This window comes from Janibacter sp. CX7 (assembly GCF_024362365.1).
Taxonomy (GTDB): domain Bacteria; phylum Actinomycetota; class Actinomycetes; order Actinomycetales; family Dermatophilaceae; genus Janibacter.
In genome coordinates this window covers 312,451-327,669 of sequence record NZ_CP101464.1, presented here as the reverse complement: position 1 = coordinate 327,669, position 15,219 = coordinate 312,451, and the positions used below count along the sequence as shown (strand labels likewise).

The 15,219-nt window shown below is 72.9% G+C and carries 15 protein-coding genes and 1 tRNA gene; 5 read left to right on the top strand and 11 right to left on the bottom strand.

Annotation, left to right across the window (positions count from 1 at the left end):
* Positions 1 to 3: 3 nt before the first annotated feature.
* The gene (locus tag NMQ01_RS01680; protein WP_255185158.1) at positions 4 to 1,341 is read right to left on the bottom strand and encodes a nitrate/nitrite transporter; all 1,338 of its coding nucleotides are present in this window, start codon (positions 1,339 to 1,341) and stop codon (positions 4 to 6) included.
* Positions 1,342 to 1,484: 143 nt separating this feature from the next.
* Here NMQ01_RS01680 and NMQ01_RS01675 point away from each other — a divergent pair, with 143 nt between their 5' ends.
* From NMQ01_RS01675 to NMQ01_RS01665, 3 genes are read left to right on the top strand one after another with little or no spacing between them, the layout of a single operon-like run.
* Complete coding sequence (locus tag NMQ01_RS01675; RefSeq protein ID WP_255185157.1) at positions 1,485 to 2,408, top strand: hypothetical protein; 924 nt, start codon at positions 1,485 to 1,487, stop codon at positions 2,406 to 2,408.
* Positions 2,405 to 2,782 carry a GntR family transcriptional regulator gene (locus NMQ01_RS01670; protein WP_255185156.1) on the top strand — a complete coding sequence of 126 codons (378 nt, stop codon included), beginning with the start codon at positions 2,405 to 2,407 and terminating at the stop codon, positions 2,780 to 2,782. Before NMQ01_RS01675 ends, NMQ01_RS01670 begins: the two co-directional genes overlap by 4 nt.
* On the top strand, positions 2,779 to 3,276 hold the full coding sequence (locus NMQ01_RS01665) for a GNAT family N-acetyltransferase (protein ID WP_369694857.1): 498 nt from the start codon (positions 2,779 to 2,781) through the stop codon (positions 3,274 to 3,276). Before NMQ01_RS01670 ends, NMQ01_RS01665 begins: the two co-directional genes overlap by 4 nt.
* A 4-nt stretch (positions 3,277 to 3,280) precedes the next feature.
* Here the strand turns inward: NMQ01_RS01665 and NMQ01_RS01660 are convergent, their stop codons facing one another.
* From NMQ01_RS01660 to NMQ01_RS01650, 3 genes are read right to left on the bottom strand one after another with little or no spacing between them, the layout of a single operon-like run.
* A complete protein-coding gene (locus NMQ01_RS01660; protein ID WP_255185155.1) occupies positions 3,281 to 3,940 on the bottom strand; it encodes a hypothetical protein in 660 nt (219 codons plus the stop codon).
* Positions 3,937 to 4,797: a dihydropteroate synthase gene (gene folP / locus NMQ01_RS01655; protein WP_255185154.1), complete on the bottom strand. Its 861-nt coding sequence runs from the start codon at positions 4,795 to 4,797 to the stop codon at positions 3,937 to 3,939. The genes NMQ01_RS01660 and folP overlap by 4 nt, the downstream gene beginning before the upstream one ends.
* Positions 4,794 to 5,759: a glucosyl-3-phosphoglycerate synthase gene (locus tag NMQ01_RS01650; RefSeq protein WP_255185153.1), complete on the bottom strand. Its 966-nt coding sequence runs from the start codon at positions 5,757 to 5,759 to the stop codon at positions 4,794 to 4,796. Before NMQ01_RS01650 ends, folP begins: the two co-directional genes overlap by 4 nt.
* A 23-nt stretch (positions 5,760 to 5,782) precedes the next feature.
* Between NMQ01_RS01650 and NMQ01_RS01645 the strand changes: the two genes are divergently transcribed.
* Entirely contained in the window at positions 5,783 to 6,193 is a 411-nt protein-coding gene (locus NMQ01_RS01645; RefSeq protein WP_255185152.1) for a transporter substrate-binding domain-containing protein, read from the top strand.
* 566 nt (positions 6,194 to 6,759) lie between these two features.
* Here the strand turns inward: NMQ01_RS01645 and NMQ01_RS01640 are convergent.
* From NMQ01_RS01640 to NMQ01_RS01610, 7 genes are all read right to left on the bottom strand, one after another.
* The gene (locus NMQ01_RS01640; RefSeq protein ID WP_007924834.1) at positions 6,760 to 7,062 is read right to left on the bottom strand and encodes a thioredoxin family protein; all 303 of its coding nucleotides are present in this window, start codon (positions 7,060 to 7,062) and stop codon (positions 6,760 to 6,762) included.
* A 641-nt stretch (positions 7,063 to 7,703) separates the two neighbouring features.
* Positions 7,704 to 7,779 (bottom strand) — tRNA-Thr (locus NMQ01_RS01635).
* Between the two features lie 75 nt (positions 7,780 to 7,854).
* Positions 7,855 to 8,580 (bottom strand): transglycosylase family protein, encoded by a 726-nt coding sequence (locus NMQ01_RS01630; protein WP_303708012.1) that lies wholly within the window; start codon positions 8,578 to 8,580, stop codon positions 7,855 to 7,857.
* A 262-nt stretch (positions 8,581 to 8,842) separates the two neighbouring features.
* Positions 8,843 to 9,634 (bottom strand): transglycosylase family protein, encoded by a 792-nt coding sequence (locus tag NMQ01_RS01625; RefSeq protein WP_255185151.1) that lies wholly within the window; start codon positions 9,632 to 9,634, stop codon positions 8,843 to 8,845.
* 178 nt (positions 9,635 to 9,812) lie between these two features.
* On the bottom strand, positions 9,813 to 11,399 hold the full coding sequence (locus tag NMQ01_RS01620; RefSeq protein WP_255185150.1) for a threonine/serine exporter ThrE family protein: 1,587 nt from the start codon (positions 11,397 to 11,399) through the stop codon (positions 9,813 to 9,815).
* Positions 11,396 to 13,195, bottom strand: a complete 1,800-nt coding sequence (locus NMQ01_RS01615) for a serine/threonine-protein kinase (RefSeq protein ID WP_255185149.1) — start codon at positions 13,193 to 13,195, stop codon at positions 11,396 to 11,398. The genes NMQ01_RS01620 and NMQ01_RS01615 overlap by 4 nt, the downstream gene beginning before the upstream one ends.
* A 70-nt stretch (positions 13,196 to 13,265) precedes the next feature.
* The gene (locus NMQ01_RS01610) at positions 13,266 to 13,694 is read right to left on the bottom strand and encodes a CBS domain-containing protein (RefSeq protein WP_255185148.1); all 429 of its coding nucleotides are present in this window, start codon (positions 13,692 to 13,694) and stop codon (positions 13,266 to 13,268) included.
* An 88-nt stretch (positions 13,695 to 13,782) separates the two neighbouring features.
* Between NMQ01_RS01610 and NMQ01_RS01605 the strand changes: the two genes are divergently transcribed.
* Positions 13,783 to 15,219 (top strand): trehalose-6-phosphate synthase, encoded by a 1,437-nt coding sequence (locus NMQ01_RS01605; protein ID WP_255185147.1) that lies wholly within the window; start codon positions 13,783 to 13,785, stop codon positions 15,217 to 15,219.

The following is a 15,219-nucleotide window of genomic DNA, read 5'->3' as shown; positions in this document are numbered from 1 at the left end:
CCGTCAGTCCTCGTGGTCCCGGGAGATGCCCGGGAGCAGCGCCTCACCCCGACGCAGGGCCTCCATCGCGCCGGCGTCGGCGACCCGCCGCAGGCTCAGCCGGCGGTAGCGCAGGATCATCGCCGCGCCGAATCCCCACAGGAGGAACTGCACACTCATCGCGATGCGGAAGTCGTCGAGGCTGTAGGTGTCGGGGCCGCCGGGCGCCAGCCGGTCGAGGACGAGACCGATGAGCGCCATCGTCACGAGCGAGGCGATGAAACCGCCCATGTTGACCACGCCGGAGGCGCGGCCGAGGCGGTCGTTGCGGTGGAAGGTGCGGGCGAGGTCGAAGGCGATCATCGACCCGGGGCCGCCCACCGCGGTGACGGCGACGAGCACGACGAGCAGCCACAGCGGCGCACGGTCGGGCAGGGCAAGGACGACCGCCCAGACGATCGCGATGGCGCCGACGACACCGAGGGCGACGACCGAGCGGTAATAGGGGTTGCGTCCGGTCCAGCGGCCGATCGTCGGGCCGGCCACGAGCGCGACGAAGGTCATCAGGGTGAGCAGCGTCGAGGCGGTCGTCGGCGACAGGCCCTGCCCCGACACGAGGAAGGGGTACCCCCACAGCAGGGTGAAGACCGTCGGGGCGAACTGCGAGGTGAAGTGCACCGACAGCCCGAGCCGGGTGCCGGGGTCGCGCCAGACCTCGGTGAGGCTGTGCCGCAGGGCGCGCAGCTTGATCCGCTCGACCTCGCCGCGCTCGTAGGGCGAGTCCTTGATGATCGCGAAGGCGCTGAGCAGGAGGATGACGCCGAGCGAGGCGGCGAGCGCATAGGTGCGGGTCCAGCCGAGGTCGTGCAGGGCGGCGCTCAGCGGCACCGCCGCGGCGACGGCGCCCATCTGGCCGATCATGCCGGTGATCTGGGTGATGACCGGCGCCTGTCGCACGAGGAACCACACCGCGACGAGCCGCAGGACGGCGGTGAAGACCATCGCGTCGCCGGCGCCGACGAGGGCGCGGGCCCCCAGGCCCATGGCGAAGCTGTCGGCGACGGCGAACCACAGCTGCCCGATGGTCATGCACACGAGCCCGCTGATGATCAGGGCGCGCGAGCCGAAGCGGTCGAGCGCCACCCCGACCGGCACCTGCATCGCCGCGTAGACCGCGAGCTGGAGGACGGTGAAGGTCGCGAGCTGGCTGGCGTTGATCCCGAACCGGTCGGCGGCGAGCAGGCCCGCGACGCCGAGCGAGGTGCGGTGGAAGACCGCGAGGACGTAGACCGCCAGGGCGGCACCCCAGATGGCGTAGGCGCGTCGTCGGCCGATGGAGTGCAACTGTCGGGGACCGGTCACTGGATAGATGATACGAATCCGTGCGCCATGCAGGCAATCGCGTCCACGGGTCGGCGCACGACGACTTGTCACATGCACTTGACACAAGGCGAAGGGAGGAGGACTCTCGTCTTGTCACACTCACCTGACACAAGGAGCCGGCCATGGCCAGCGTGCTCGTCCTCCCCTTCGTCCTCCTGGCGGTGCTCGCCGTCGCGCTCCTCGTGTGGCTGCTCGCCCGCTCGCGCACCCCGCTCACGGCACCGGAGCACGCGGCCGTGGTGCACCTGCACCGCCGCTCGACCCGGTGGTTCGCCTGGGCCGTCGTCCTCGCGCTGGTCACGACGGTCGCGCTCTTCGCCCTGGCCGGCGTCTCGCTGGGGCGGGTCGCCGCCCTCGCACCGGCGGTCGGCGGCATGGCCCTGATCCTGGTCATGTGCGTCGGCGAGCTGCGCAGCCCGCGGCAGACGACCCTCACCCGCACCGCGCTGGCCAGACCCCGACGGGTGCGCGACCACATCGGCGCCGGCCCGCTCGCCCTCGCGACGATCGCGGTCGCCGCGCTCGCCACGACCCTCGTCGTCGGCACGGTCATGGGCTCGCCTGACGACCTCGGCCGGGCCGGGCGCGCGCTGACGACGGTGTGCGGGGACGTCACGACGATCCGCACCCCGTGGCCCGGCAGCTACTACGCCATCCCGATCGCCGCCGCCCTGCTCGTCGGCCTGGTGGCCGCCGCGGTCACTTGCCGCACGATCGCCGCCCGCCCCGCCCAGGGGGCCGAGGGGGCCGACGTCGACGACGCCGTGCGGCGCTGGTCGACGCGGTCGGTGCTGCTCGCCGTCGCGCTCGTGTGCTGGGCGACCCTCGTGCCGCTGCTGCTGCTCATGACGGTTGCGCACTCCGGCGGCACCTGCGCGACCTCGTCGACGCGAGCCCTCCAGCTCACCTTCGGCGCGGGCGCGCTCGTGTCGGCGGTGGCGGCGATCGGGACCTTCGCCGCGCTGTGCACCGGCCCGCGGCTGCGGCCGGGGCAGGCTCCGCCTCCGGGCAGCTCCGACCGCTCGCCCGTGGGGGTGCCGCTGTGAACGACGTCGTGACGATCGACCTCGTCGACCCGACTCCTCCCTTCGAGCAGGTGCGCCGCCAGCTGACCCTGCTCATCGAGACCGGCCAGCTCGTCACCGGCGAACGCCTGCCGTCCGTGCGCCAGCTCGCCGGTGACCTCGGTCTGGCGACCGGCACCGTCGCGCGCGCCTATCGTGAGCTCGAGTCCGCCGGGCTCGTCGTCACCCGGCGCGGGGGCGGCACACGGGTGGCCGACCGGCCGAGCTCCGCGAGCGCGGCCGCGACGTCGCTGCTCGAGGACGCCGCCCGCGAGTACCTCGCCCGGGCCAAGGCGCTGGGCGCGGGGCCCGACCGCGCCATGCAGGTCGTCGAGATCGTCTCGCGCCGCCACTGACGGCACCACCGAGGAGAACCACGGACCGCATCACCACCGCGACGGCCGACGTCGTCGTCACCCGCGCCACCCGCGAGGACGTCGCCGACATCGCGGCACTGCTGCGCGACGACGTCCTCGGCGCCGGCCGCGAGGGCACGGACCTGACCCCCTATCTCGCGGCCTTCGACGCGGTCGACGCCGACCCGCAGCAGCTCCTCGCGATCGTGCGCGACGAGGAGGGCGCGCCCGTCGGCACGCTGCAGCTGACCTTCGTGCCCGGCCTGAGCCGCGGTGGTGCGATGCGGATGATCGTCGAGGGCGTGCGGGTCCACTCGAGCACCCGCGGCAGCGGCCTCGGCGGTGCACTCATGGAGTGGGCCCACGACCAGGCGCGCGCCCGCGGGGTGACCCTTGTGCAGCTGACGAGCGACAAGCGGCGCCCCGAGGCGCACCGCTTCTACGAGCGGCTCGGCTACGTCGCGACGCACGAGGGCTTCAAGCTCGAGGTGTGACCCCTCAGGCCCAGCGGGCGAGCAGGTACTGCACGCCGAAGGGGGCCTCGTCCGCGACGAGCTCGCCGGCCAGACCGTCGGTCGCGGCGGCGAGCACCTGCAGGGCCGGTCGACCGCGCATCCAGAGCCGGTCGCAGACGGCCGGGTCGAGGGCGGCGAGCGCAGCCGAGTCCGCCTGCGCCACAGCCCTGCTCAGCTCCGCGGCGAAGGGAGCGGCGTCCAGCTGCAGGTGACCCGGCGCCTTCTCGGTGAGCGTCGCGGGGCCGTCGGCGACGACGACCAGCACGGCGGGCGGACCGGCCGCCAGCTCGCGGCCGAGGTCCGCACACTCCTGCGGCGTCGCGTCGGTGGCGACCGACTGCAGGACGACGTCGCCCCCTGTGGAGGGGGCGAGCAGGCGCCCGATCTCGAGGTCGGTGGGCAGCGCCCCGTCGGGCACGCGGCCGGTGGTGAAGCGGGCTGCGCCCGAGGGCGCGTCGCCGGGCCACACGCGAGTGGCCGGGCCCGACCCCACGACGACAAGACGGTCGGCCCCCTTCGCCCCTGCCGTGGTGGCGACGAGGGCGGCAGCCCGCTCGCGCAGGTCCGCCAGGGGGTCGGCGGTGCCCCCGATCCCGGGCAGAAGGGCCGGGGCGGCCGGGACGACGACGGCGGCGCGGATCATGCCAGCCCTCGGATCGTGCGGGCCGGCGGACGTTCGCCTCGCAGGGTCGCGACCATGTCGAGGACCTGCCGCGTCTCGGCGACCTCGTGGACGCGGTAGATCCGCGCGCCGAGCCAGGCGGAGACGGCGGTCGTCGCGAGCGTGCCGATCAGGCGCTCGTCGACGGGGCGGTCGAGGGTCTCGCCGACGAAGTCCTTGTTGGACAACGACACCAGGACCGGCCACCCGGTATCGACCATCTCGTCGAGGCGGCGGGTGACCTCGAGGGTCTGGTGGGTGTTCTTGCCGAAGTCGTGCGCCGGGTCGATGACGACCGACTCGCGGGCGACGCCGGCCGCGACCGCCCGCTCGGCGTAGCCAAGGACCCCGTCGATGACGTCGGCGACGACGTCCCGCTCGAAGCCCGTGCGGAAGGGCCGGGTGCGGGGCTCGACCCCGCCGGTGTGCGTGCAGATGATCGCGACGTCGTGCTCAGCGGCGACGTCGACGAGTCCCGGGTCGGCTCCACCCCACGCGTCGTTGAGCACGTCCGCGCCTGCGGCACAGACGGCTTCGCCCACCTCGGCCCGCCACGTGTCGACCGAGATCACCAGCTGCGGGTGTGCCTCGCGGACGCGGGAGACGAGCCCGGCGACCCGGTCGATCTCCTCGGCGACGTCGACGTCACCGCCGGGCGCGGCCTTGACCCCGCCGATGTCGACGATGTCGGCGCCCTGCTCGACGACGAGGTCGACGCGCTCCATCGCCTTGTCCTCGGCGAAGGTCGCGCCCTTGTCGTAGAAGGAGTCGGGGGTGCGGTTGACGATCGCCATGACGAGCATCGCGTCGTCGGCGAAGGGGTGACGGCCGAGTCTCATCGGGCTCCTGCGGGGTAGCCGGGCTGGGTGATCGCCGGTGGCCGCTGACGAAGGGGGACCGCCCGGGTCCGCCAGCCGCCGTCGCGGGTGAACTGCTCGAGCTCCTCGCTCGCCACGGCGACGTCGACCGGCCCGCCGTGGCGGCGGGCGTGGACGACGGCGAGGAGCTCGGCGGCCATGACGGCGAGGTCGTGGTCCTTCTGGTGGCGGTGGGCGCGGGCGCCGAGGTCGACCTGGGCGATCGCGTCGAGGCCGTGGCGGGTGTGGGTGTCGAGGAGCGAGGCGATCTCGACGCCGTAGCCGGTCGGGACGGTCAGGCGCTCCATGAGTGAGCGGCGGGCCGCCCACTCACCGGCGAGCGGCTGGACGACGCCGGCGAGGTCGGGCCACCACAGGTCGAGGGCCGGGCGGGCGACGAGCTCGGTCACGCGCCCACCCTCGGTGCTCGAGGCGCGGCCGGGCACGTCCATGACGCGGTCGTACCACCCCTTGACGAGCATCGTCGCGGGGTCGGCCGTCAGGGCACCGACGAGGCCGGTGACGAAGTGGGGACCCCACTCGGTGAGGTCGGCGTCGACGAAGACGAGCAGGTCGGCGGTGGTGACGAAGAGCGACTTCCACAGCGCCTCGCCCTTGCCCCGGTGGGTGCCGAGGTGGGGCGCGATGTCCGCGGCGCGGTGGACGGTGGCGCCGGCGTCGGCCGCGATGCTCGCGGTGTCGTCGGTCGAGTCGGAGTCGATGACGACGAGCTCGGAGACCAGCGGGACCGCCTCGACGAGCTCGCGCCGCAGACCGGTCACGACATCGCCGACGGTGGCGGCCTCGTTGCGGGCCGGGACCACCACGGCGACGGACTCCCCCTTCGCCCCGAGGTCGGCGACGAGGGAGGCGGCGTCGAAGTCCGTGTGGACGTGGCTGCGCGCCGACAGCCACTCACGGGTCGACGGGCGCATGTCGCTCATCGTATGCAGGCAAGATGGGGGCCATGCGACGACTCCTGGCGACCCTGGTGCTGCCGCTGCTGCTGGCCGCCTGCTCCGACTCCGGGTCCGCGCTGTCGCGGGCCGAGAGCACGGGCATCCTCACCGTCGGCGTCGTCGACAACCCGCCCCGGACCGTCCCCGCCGAGGGTGGCGAGGTCACCGGCCCGGCGGCCGACCTCATCAGCGACTACGCCGACTCCATCGGGGCGCACCCGAGCTGGCAGGTCGGCGAGCTCGACGCCCTGGCCTCCGCCGTGGACCGCGGCGAGGTCGACGTGATCATCGGTGCCGACGCCGAGGCGAAGGGGGTCACCCCCACCTCATCGGCGGGAGACGCCGGCACGGTCCTCGTCGGCGAGCAGGAGACCCCGCTCAAGGAGTCGATCGACGCCTGGCTGGCCGAGCGAGGCTGAGCCGACCGCGTGTCGCCCTGCAGTTCGCCTCTCCGCGCCAGCAGAACCGTTGGATCTCCGGGGCCTCAGATCAGGCCGCGCCACGAACTGCAGGACGACGCGCTGGCACCGTGGAGCTGGCGAAGGGACTCGAACCCTCAACCACCTGTTCCCTCTGGCGCTCGTCGGCCTGTTGCTGGCGGGCTGCCTCTCCCCCGGCATCCCGGGCTTCTCGGCATGCTTGCGGTGCCGTGCCTCGGGGTGGGTCGGCCACTCTCGCGGCCTAAGTGGAGGCGTAAGTGGAGGGCTGGCCGGATCTAGCCACCGACCCTGTAGCGGAGCAGAGGAGCCTGCCGGAGTGGCCGGGTCAAGGGTGGACGGAGTCCATCACGCAGTGACGCGGAGCGCTCTTGATGCGGTCCGGAGGTGGGCGGAGAGTGAAGCGGAGGGTCGGAGGCGTGAGGGTGACGTATTCGCGCGGCGGCGTGTCCGCCCAACTTCACTTCTGGACCACCGACCTTGCTCACGTCATTGCTCCGAGCCAGCAAGGCCATCTCGGCTGCAGTTCCGTCGATGTTTCGTTGGCGCTATGTCCCAGATAGGACCTGGACTAGCTGTTCAACTGTGGGAGAACCCTCCACGCCATCTGGTGTCCGATACAGCCGACACGACAGCCCGACCGGCGCGCCTGGCTCGGCGAAGTGGTCCTCACCGTCGACAAGGATCGACGGCGAGCCACGAAAGCTCCACTGTTCAGCTTGTTCGGGGGTGGTCACCAGGACCTTCTCCACGTCGACGTGGATGCCTAGGGTTTCCAGCGCTTCACGGATGCGGCCGTCGGCCACCTGCCAGTTCGGGCACCCGTCGAAGTACAGGAGTTGGACGCGCATACTGCCAGCCTACTTATCGCACGGTGGCAATCACGTAGCTGCATGGCGAAGGGAGCGACGCTCGGGATGAGGTCCTGGGCGTCGCTCCTTTTGGTCTGCCGGTTGGGTCGAGGTTCGCCGCCGCGTGCGGGGAGACATCGCGCATGTGGAGGTGTTGCGGGATCTGCTGGCGATCATCGATGAGCGTGCGGTCCGCATGGTCGGGCAGTCGCGGCTTCATGAGCCGATGTCGGGCGATCCGCTGCACGTCTTGGTCATTGACGAGCTGGCGGCGTTGACGGCCTACGCGGATGCCGGGGTGAAGAAGGAGGGCAATCGCCTCCAGAGCCGTGGTCAGTGCCCGTTGAGCCGCCGCCTGCGACGACCCCCACCGCTCCACCCGACGCTTGCGACCGTCGAAGCCCCGGAACCACGCCCTAGCCTTGTACGTCGCCCCGGAGTCCGTGGCCACGCGCACCGCTCGGCCACTCGCGGGTGTCGATGACGCAGGACGTCTACCTGGGCCGTGGCGAGCAGGATCCTCGGGTGCTGGCGGCGCTCGAAGCGGCCGACCCGCGACCCCCTTCGCCGGGCCAAAGTGGAGGCGAAAGTGGAGGCTTCGGCCTTCCGGAGGGTGTGGAGTGAGGTGTTTCCCTTGATTTTGGAGCTGGCGAAGGGACTCGAACCCTCAACCACCTGTTTACAAGACAGGTGCGCTACCAATTGCGCCACGCCAGCGGGCCCGGACGTGCGACGACCGGGACCGCGGCATCGTAGCCCGCGGCCCCGGTCATCACCGAGCCGGTCGTGCGATCAGAGCACGTTGTTGTTCAGCCAGCTCTGCAGGCGCGAGGTGGTCTGAGGGCCCCACTTGCCGTCGACGTCGGCGCCGACCTTGCGCTGCAGCGCGCGGGTGGTCATCGGGCCGATGACGCCGTCCTGCGCGGTGCCGACGCGGGCCTGGAGGGCGCGCTTGTCACCGGAGTCGAGGTAGCCGTTCATCGGGCGGCCGCCCCACTTCTCGATGCCGGCGTTGGTGCGCGGGCCCTGGATGCCGTCGACGACGAGCTTGCCGCCGGTCGACGTCACGGGCGGACGCGTGGTGTCGCGCGAGGGGCGCTCACCGGTGCCGTAGGGGTCGACGGCCAGGCCGTTGGCGACCGTCAGGCCGGCGCGCTGGGAGCACACGGGCCAGGCGCCGGGGCCCTGGACCTTGAGCACCTCCTGCGCGATCTCGATCTGCTGCGCCTTGGTCGCCCGGTTGGCCGTGTAGGCGTACTTCTGCCCACCGAAGCCCTTCCAGGTCTGGAAGGTGAACTGCAGGCCGCCGTAGAAGCCGTTGCCGGTGTTGATCGACCAGTTGCCGGACGACTCGCACATCGCGACGCGGTCCCAGACCGTGTCGGACGCGCCGGCATTGGAGGCGACGACGAAGCCGCCGGCGACGAGCGCGCCGGCCGCGACGGCGCCACCGGCCATCCGCAGACGACGGCCACGGCGCCCGACGGGCTGGTCGGGGAAGTCGTTGGTGCTGAACATGAAGATCCTCTTTCGACGGTGCGCGGCAGGGGTCCCCGCGCAGGTCCGAGAGAGACGCTAAGGACACTCCAGTCACACAGACAACACCTGCAACGTAAATACAGACCTGTAACTCAGGGCCCTCGGACACCTTCCGTCACGGCCTCCACGCCCCCTTCGCCCACCGTCCGGGCATGACGAAGGGGAGGGGAGACCAGTGGTCTCCCCTCCCCTTCGTGCGGAGGAGTCGGGCCGATCAGCTCGGCACGTCAGCCTGCTGCGATCAGCGCCCGTTGAGGTAGGTCTGGAGGGCAGCGGTGGTCTTGGGACCCCAGATGCCGTCCTGCGTGGCGCCGACGACCGACTGCAGCGCACCGGTGGTCTTCGGGCCGATGATGCCGTCCTGCGCCGTGCCGACCTCGCCCTGGAGGGCCTTGATGTCGTCGACGGAGAGGGTGCCGTCCTGCTGGGCGCCAACCCACTTCTCGATGGCGGCGTTGGTCTTCGGGCCGCGGATGCCGTCGACGGCCAGACCGGCGCCGGTGGCGGCCGGGGTGCGGACCTCGGAGCGCGACGCGGTCTGCGGCGCCTGCTGCTCGGTCTGCTGGGCCGGCTTCGGGGCCGGGGCCGGGGCCGGGGCCGGGGCGGGGGCGGGCTCCGGGGTGGAGGCGACGGCGGCGCCGCCGTTGGCCTGGGTCAGGCCGGCCTTCTGCGAGCAGACGGGCCAGGCGCCGGGGCCCTGGGTCGCGAGGACCTTCTGGGCGATCTCGATCTGCTGCGCCTTGGTGGCCTGGTGGGCGTTCGGGGCGTACTTGTCGCCACCGAAGCCCTGCCACGTCTGGGTGGTGAACTGCAGACCACCGTAGAAGCCGTTGCCGGTGTTGATGGACCAGTTGCCACCGCTCTCGCACTGGGCGACGGCGTCCCAGACGGAGGAGGTGGTGGCAGCGGAGGCGCCCTGGGCGGACGCGATGGTGCCCACGGTGGCGGTCGCGCCGGCCACGGCGACGCCGGCGATGCGGCGGCGAGCGGGCGAGGACTGCTTCGTCTGGGCGTGCTTGGGGCTGTAGAACATGGGGGTGTGGTTCCTTCCACGGAGTTCAGGGGCTTCGTGGTCGAAGCGGGCCAGGGGATCTGGCTTTGTCACGGACGGCGGCGACGTTACCTGTTCGTGATCTAACGAGTCAAACGATCCGCCCGGATTTCGTCAGGACATGGTCAAGGCCACACCAGGTCGGCGACCGCCCGACGGGTCAGACGATCTCCCAGCCCTCGTCCTCACGACCCGCGCCCTCCTGCTCGACAGCGGCCCGGCGCCGTTGTGCCACAGGGGCGTCGAAGGGGGCCGCCAGCCGGTCCCCGAGGGTGGTCCCGGTGGCGATCGCCATGATGACGCCGAGCGCCCCGAGGACGCTGAAGAGACCCTGCGTCGTGTCCCCGCCGCTCGATGTCGTGGGGCTGGTCATGTGGTACAGACCGACGAAGATGCCCAGTCCGGGGAAGAGGCCGAAGGTCGCGGGCACGGCGATCGTCAGGGCCGGCGCGTCCATGCGCAGCGCGATGACCCGGGCGGCGAAGCCGATGACGACAGCGGCGATGCCCGTCGCGGTGACCCGTCCGAGCCCGGCCTGCGCGATCACCGCGGCGACGGCCACGCCGACGGCGCAGAGCAGCGACGCGGGCACGAGCATCCGGCGGCTGCCCTGGAGGGTGACCGCACCCGCGAGCCCGATGAGGACCGCTCCGGCGACGACCATGGGGACCGCTGCCGAGGCCCACGCCAGCTTGTCGATCGGCGGCGGCTGCAGACCGATGCCGAGCAGCTCGCCCACCTGCAGGCTCATGCCCAGGCCGCCGGCCACACCGACGATGAGGCCGAAGGTGTGCAGCATGACGGCGAAGATGCGCGCCGACCCGGTGACGGGGAACCCGGAGAGCACGTCCTCCATCGCCGAGATGAGGGTGCGCGAGGGCAGCAGGGCGACGATGCCGCCGGCGACGATGAAGGCGAAGTCCGACGGTGAGATCGGCACGACGGACCACGTGCCGAGGACGTAGGCGAGGAAGGCGACGAACGTCGCGACCGCCCCGCCGAGGGCGCCGAGGTAGAAGTCGGGCAGGTTGAGCCGGTCGACGAGCGAGGCGAGCCCGATGGTCACGCAGGCGGCGAGCAGCGCGACGAGGACGGCGAAGTTGCCCGCGCCGAGGATGATCGCGACACCGGCGGCGACGCCACCCTCGGCGAGCGTGACGAACCAGCGCGACCACATCCGCGGGGTGCGGCTGATCTCGCGCAGCTGGGAGTCGGCCTGCTCGAGGTCGATGTCGCCCGAGACGAGGTCGTCGACGAGCGCGTGGACCATCGCCAGCCGGGCGAAGTCGAGGCGCGGCTGGCGCACGACGCGCAGCCGGCTGATCGTCTGCCCGGAGGGCGTGCGGCACTGCATGTGCATCGACTGCATCGTCAGGTCGACGTCGAGGTCCTCGAGGCCGGCGGCCACGCCGACGGCGATCGTCGCGGCCTCGACACCGGCGGCCGACGAGCCCGAGCGCAGCATGATCTCGGCGACCCGCAGGGCGAGGTCCATCGCGTGGGCGGCGGCCTGCTCCTCGGCGACCGCGCGGGTGACACGGGGGTCGCGATAGGGCGTGCCGCGCAGGGAGCCCCGCAGCGGGATCGTCTCGGTCGGCTGCTCGCCGCGCAGGGTCGGGCGGCGCCGCGGCTTGGGCTGCGGGCGCTGCGGGATCGACCCGGTCGTCGTCAGCTCCTCGGGCGTCGGGCCGGGTCGGCGCCGCGGCCGGGGAGTGGGCCGCGGAGGGGGCGGGGTGCTGCTGGTCATCGTCCGGGCAGCTGCTCCGGGCCGGGCAGGGGCGAGGAGACGTCGGGCCACCACGAGACGTCGAGCGCCCCGGCGGCGAGTGCGCCGAGCACGCCGACGGCGAAGACGACGAGCACGCCGAGGACGAGGACGCGCAGCGCCGACGGGCCGGTCACGCCGCGCACGAGCGAGCGGCTGCCGCGACGCAGGCTCGGGCCACCGGGGCCCCACCAGGCGACGAGCAGCGCGAGCAGGGAGCCGACGGCGAGCGGGACGGGCGCGGACAGCCGCACGCCGAGCCCATCGACGGCGCTCTGCGCGAGGGCCGCGGCGAGCAGTCCGGCGGCGCCGACGGCGACCGGCAGCAGGGAGGTGACGACGGTCGCGAGCGCGGCCGTGACGAGGTGCCATGGCGAGGCCATCGCGGCGACGACCCCGTCGCTGCGTCGACGACCGGCCTGGTGCCGGCGGCGCACCGTCGCGGTCATCGACCGGTCGACGGTGCGAGCGAGCCAGGACCACAGGACGGCCAGGGCCAGACCGACGAAGGGGACGGCCGTCGCCATCGCGACCGCGGCCGCGAGCAGGGCGGCGAGCACGTCGCTACGGCGCGGCTTGCCGATGCGCGGGTCGCCGGGCCGGTCGAGCGCTCCGGCCGCGGGTGCACCGGCACCGGGCCACGGGGCACGCTCCTGCCCGGGCAGCATGCCCCAGCCGCCGCGGTCGGGCTGGGCCACCGGGGCGGGGGTGGGGTCGGGCGCCGGGGCCGGCCGGGGGTCGGTCCAGTCACCGCTCCCCCACGGCGCCGGCGGCTCGGCACGCTGCGGCGCGGGCGCACGGCCGGCAGCCGCACCGGCTGCGCCCGCGGCGGCGCCTGCTGCACCGGCGGCCGCGACCGGCGGCAGGGTGCGGGTCGCGTCGGCCTGCAGGGCGCGGGTGCGCTGCGGGAGCACGTCGGTCACCGGCCGGCCGCGCGCCCAGGCCTCGAGGGCGATGAGCACCTCGTCGGCGTCCGGGCGCAGCTGCGGGTCGGGGGTGAGCGCCGCGTAGAGCAGCGGCGCGAGCTCCGGGTCGACCTCGTGCAGGTCGGCGTCGCCGCGGCACACGCGGGCGAGGACCGCCTCCATGCCGCCACGACCGAAGGGAGAGCGGCCGGTCGCGGCGAAGACGAGCGTCGCCGCCCAGCCCCACCAGTCGGTCGCCGGGGTGACGTCGCCGCCCTCGACGAGCTCGGGCGAGAGGTAGCCGGGCGTGCCCATGACGAGGCCGGTCATCGTCATGCGCGAGGTGTCGGCGACGTGCGCGATGCCGAAGTCGATGACGACCGGGTCGCCGTCGAGCATGAGGACATTGCCCGGCTTGAGGTCGCGGTGGATGACGCCGACCTCGTGGATGGCGCGCAGCGCCTCGGCCAGACCGCGGGCCAGCCGCAGCAGCGACTCGGCGTCGAGCGGGCCCTCCTCGCGGACGTGCTGCTCGAGGCTCGGGCCGGGGACGTAGCGGGTGACGATGTAGGGCTGGTCGGCCTCGAGGTCGGCGTCGAAGACCGGCGCGATGCGCTGCGAGCGCACTCGCGCCAGCGTGTCGACCTCGCGGGCGAGGCGGGCGCGGGCGTCGTCGTCGTGGGCGACGTGCGTGCGCAGGACCTTGACCGCCACCGCGCGCCCACGGGCGTCGAGCGCGAGGTGGACGATGCCCATCCCGCCCTGCCCGAGCTGCTGGAGCACGCGGTAGGGACCGATCGTGTCGAAGTCCGCGACGCTGACGTGGCCGCGCTCGTCCGGGGCGGGGTCGTCCCCGATGAGCTCTGTCGTCATGGGATCAGCGTAGAAGGCCGACCTTGTGAGATCACGGAGCACCTCCTGAGCGCGGCCTGTGGCGCCGCCGTCACTGGGTGATGTAGGCCTCGAGCTGGTCGCGCTCGGCCGCGAGGTCGCGGATGCGCTGCTTGACGATGTCGCCGATGCTCACGATGGCGACGAGCTGCCCGTCACGCACGACGGGCACGTGCCGGATGCGCCGGTCGGTCATCTCGCCCGCCAGGTCACGCACGTCGGCGTGCTCGTCGCAGGTGTGCACCTCGGCGGTCATGATCGCGCTCACCGGGCCCTCGAGGACGCCGACACCGTCGCTGTGGAGGCGGCGCACGACGTCTCGCTCCGAGACGATGCCGTCGACACTCCCGTCGCCCGTGGAGACCACGACGGCACCGATGCGGTGCTCGGCGAGCAGGGCGAGGAGCTCACCGACCGTGGCGTCGGGCGCGACGGTGACGACGTCGGTGCCCTTGCTGCGCAGTACGTCCGAGATCTTCATGTACCGACGGTAGTGGCCCGGGACCGCCGAGGGAAGGTCGAGCGCGGGCACATAGGGTGGGGACATCGAGCCCCGGAGGTGCACCCCCGTGACGACCCAGCGCACGTACGACCTCGTCATCGCCGCCAACCGCCTGCCCGTGGACCGGGTCCTCACCGCCGACGGGAGCGAGGAGTGGCACCGCTCCCCCGGCGGCCTGGTCACCGCGATGGACTCGGTGATGCGGGGTCGCGACGGGGCCTGGGTCGGTTGGGCCGGCGAGCCCGGCGAGGCTCCCGCCCCCTTCGCCGAGGCCGGCATGTGGCTGCACCCCGTGCCCGTGTCCGCCGACGAGCTCGAGACCTACTACGAGGGCTTCAGCAACGACACGCTCTGGCCGATCTACCACGACGTCATCGTCCCGGCGCACTTCCACCGCGAGTGGTGGCAGGCCTACGAGCGGGTCAACGAGCGCTTCGCCGCGGCGGTGTGCGAGGTCGCCGCACCCGGGGCGAAGGTCTGGATCCACGACTACCAGCTGCAGCTCGTGCCGGCGCTCGTGCGCAGGATGCGGCCCGACGTGCGGATCGGGTGGTTCAACCACATCCCCTTCCCGCCCGTGGAGCTCTTCGCCCAGCTGCCGTGGCGCTCGCAGATCATCGAGGGGCTGCTCGGCGCCGACTACCTCGGCTTCCAGCGGGTCGCCGACGCGCAGAACTTCCTGCGCGCCGCCCGCCGGCTCGACGGCCGCGCCACCCGCGGCGACACGGTGACCACGCGCGACGCGGACGGCACCGAGCGGGTCGTGCGCGCCTCCGCCGTGCCGATCAGCATCGACGCCTCCGGCCTTGAGGAGCTCGCCCGCAGCGAGCCCGTGCAGGAGCGGGCGCGGCAGATCCGCACCTCGCTCGGCAACCCCGACATCGTCATGCTCGGCGTCGACCGGCTTGACTACACGAAGGGGATCCGCCACCGGCTCAAGGCCTACGAGGAGCTGCTCGCGCAGGGCACGCTGCGGCCTCCGGAGGTCACCTTCGTCCAGGTCGCGACCCCGAGCCGCGAGCGGGTCGAGGCCTACAAGCGGCTGCGGACCGAGGTCGAGACGACCGTCGGCCGGATCAACGGCACCTACGGCGCGCTCGGCGCCCCGGCCGTGCACTACCTGCACCAGAGCTATCCGCGCGAGGAGATGGCCGCGCTCTTCCAGGCGGCCGACGTCATGCTCGTGACCCCGCTGCGCGACGGGATGAACCTCGTCGCCAAGGAGTACGTCACCTGCCGCCACGACAACGGCGGGGCCCTCGTGCTCAGCGAGTTCACCGGCGCGTGGCACGAGCTGCACCAGTCCTTCGTCTGCAACCCCCACGACATCGAGGGGCTCAAGCAGACGATCCTGCGGGCCCTGCGCACCGACGACAAGGAGCGGCGTCGCCTCATGCGGGCGCTGCGCCGCCGCGTCGCCGACAACGACGTGCAGCGGTGGGCCGACCGCTTCCTCACCAACCTCGAGACGGCACCGCACAAGCCCGGCACGAAGGGGGCCTGA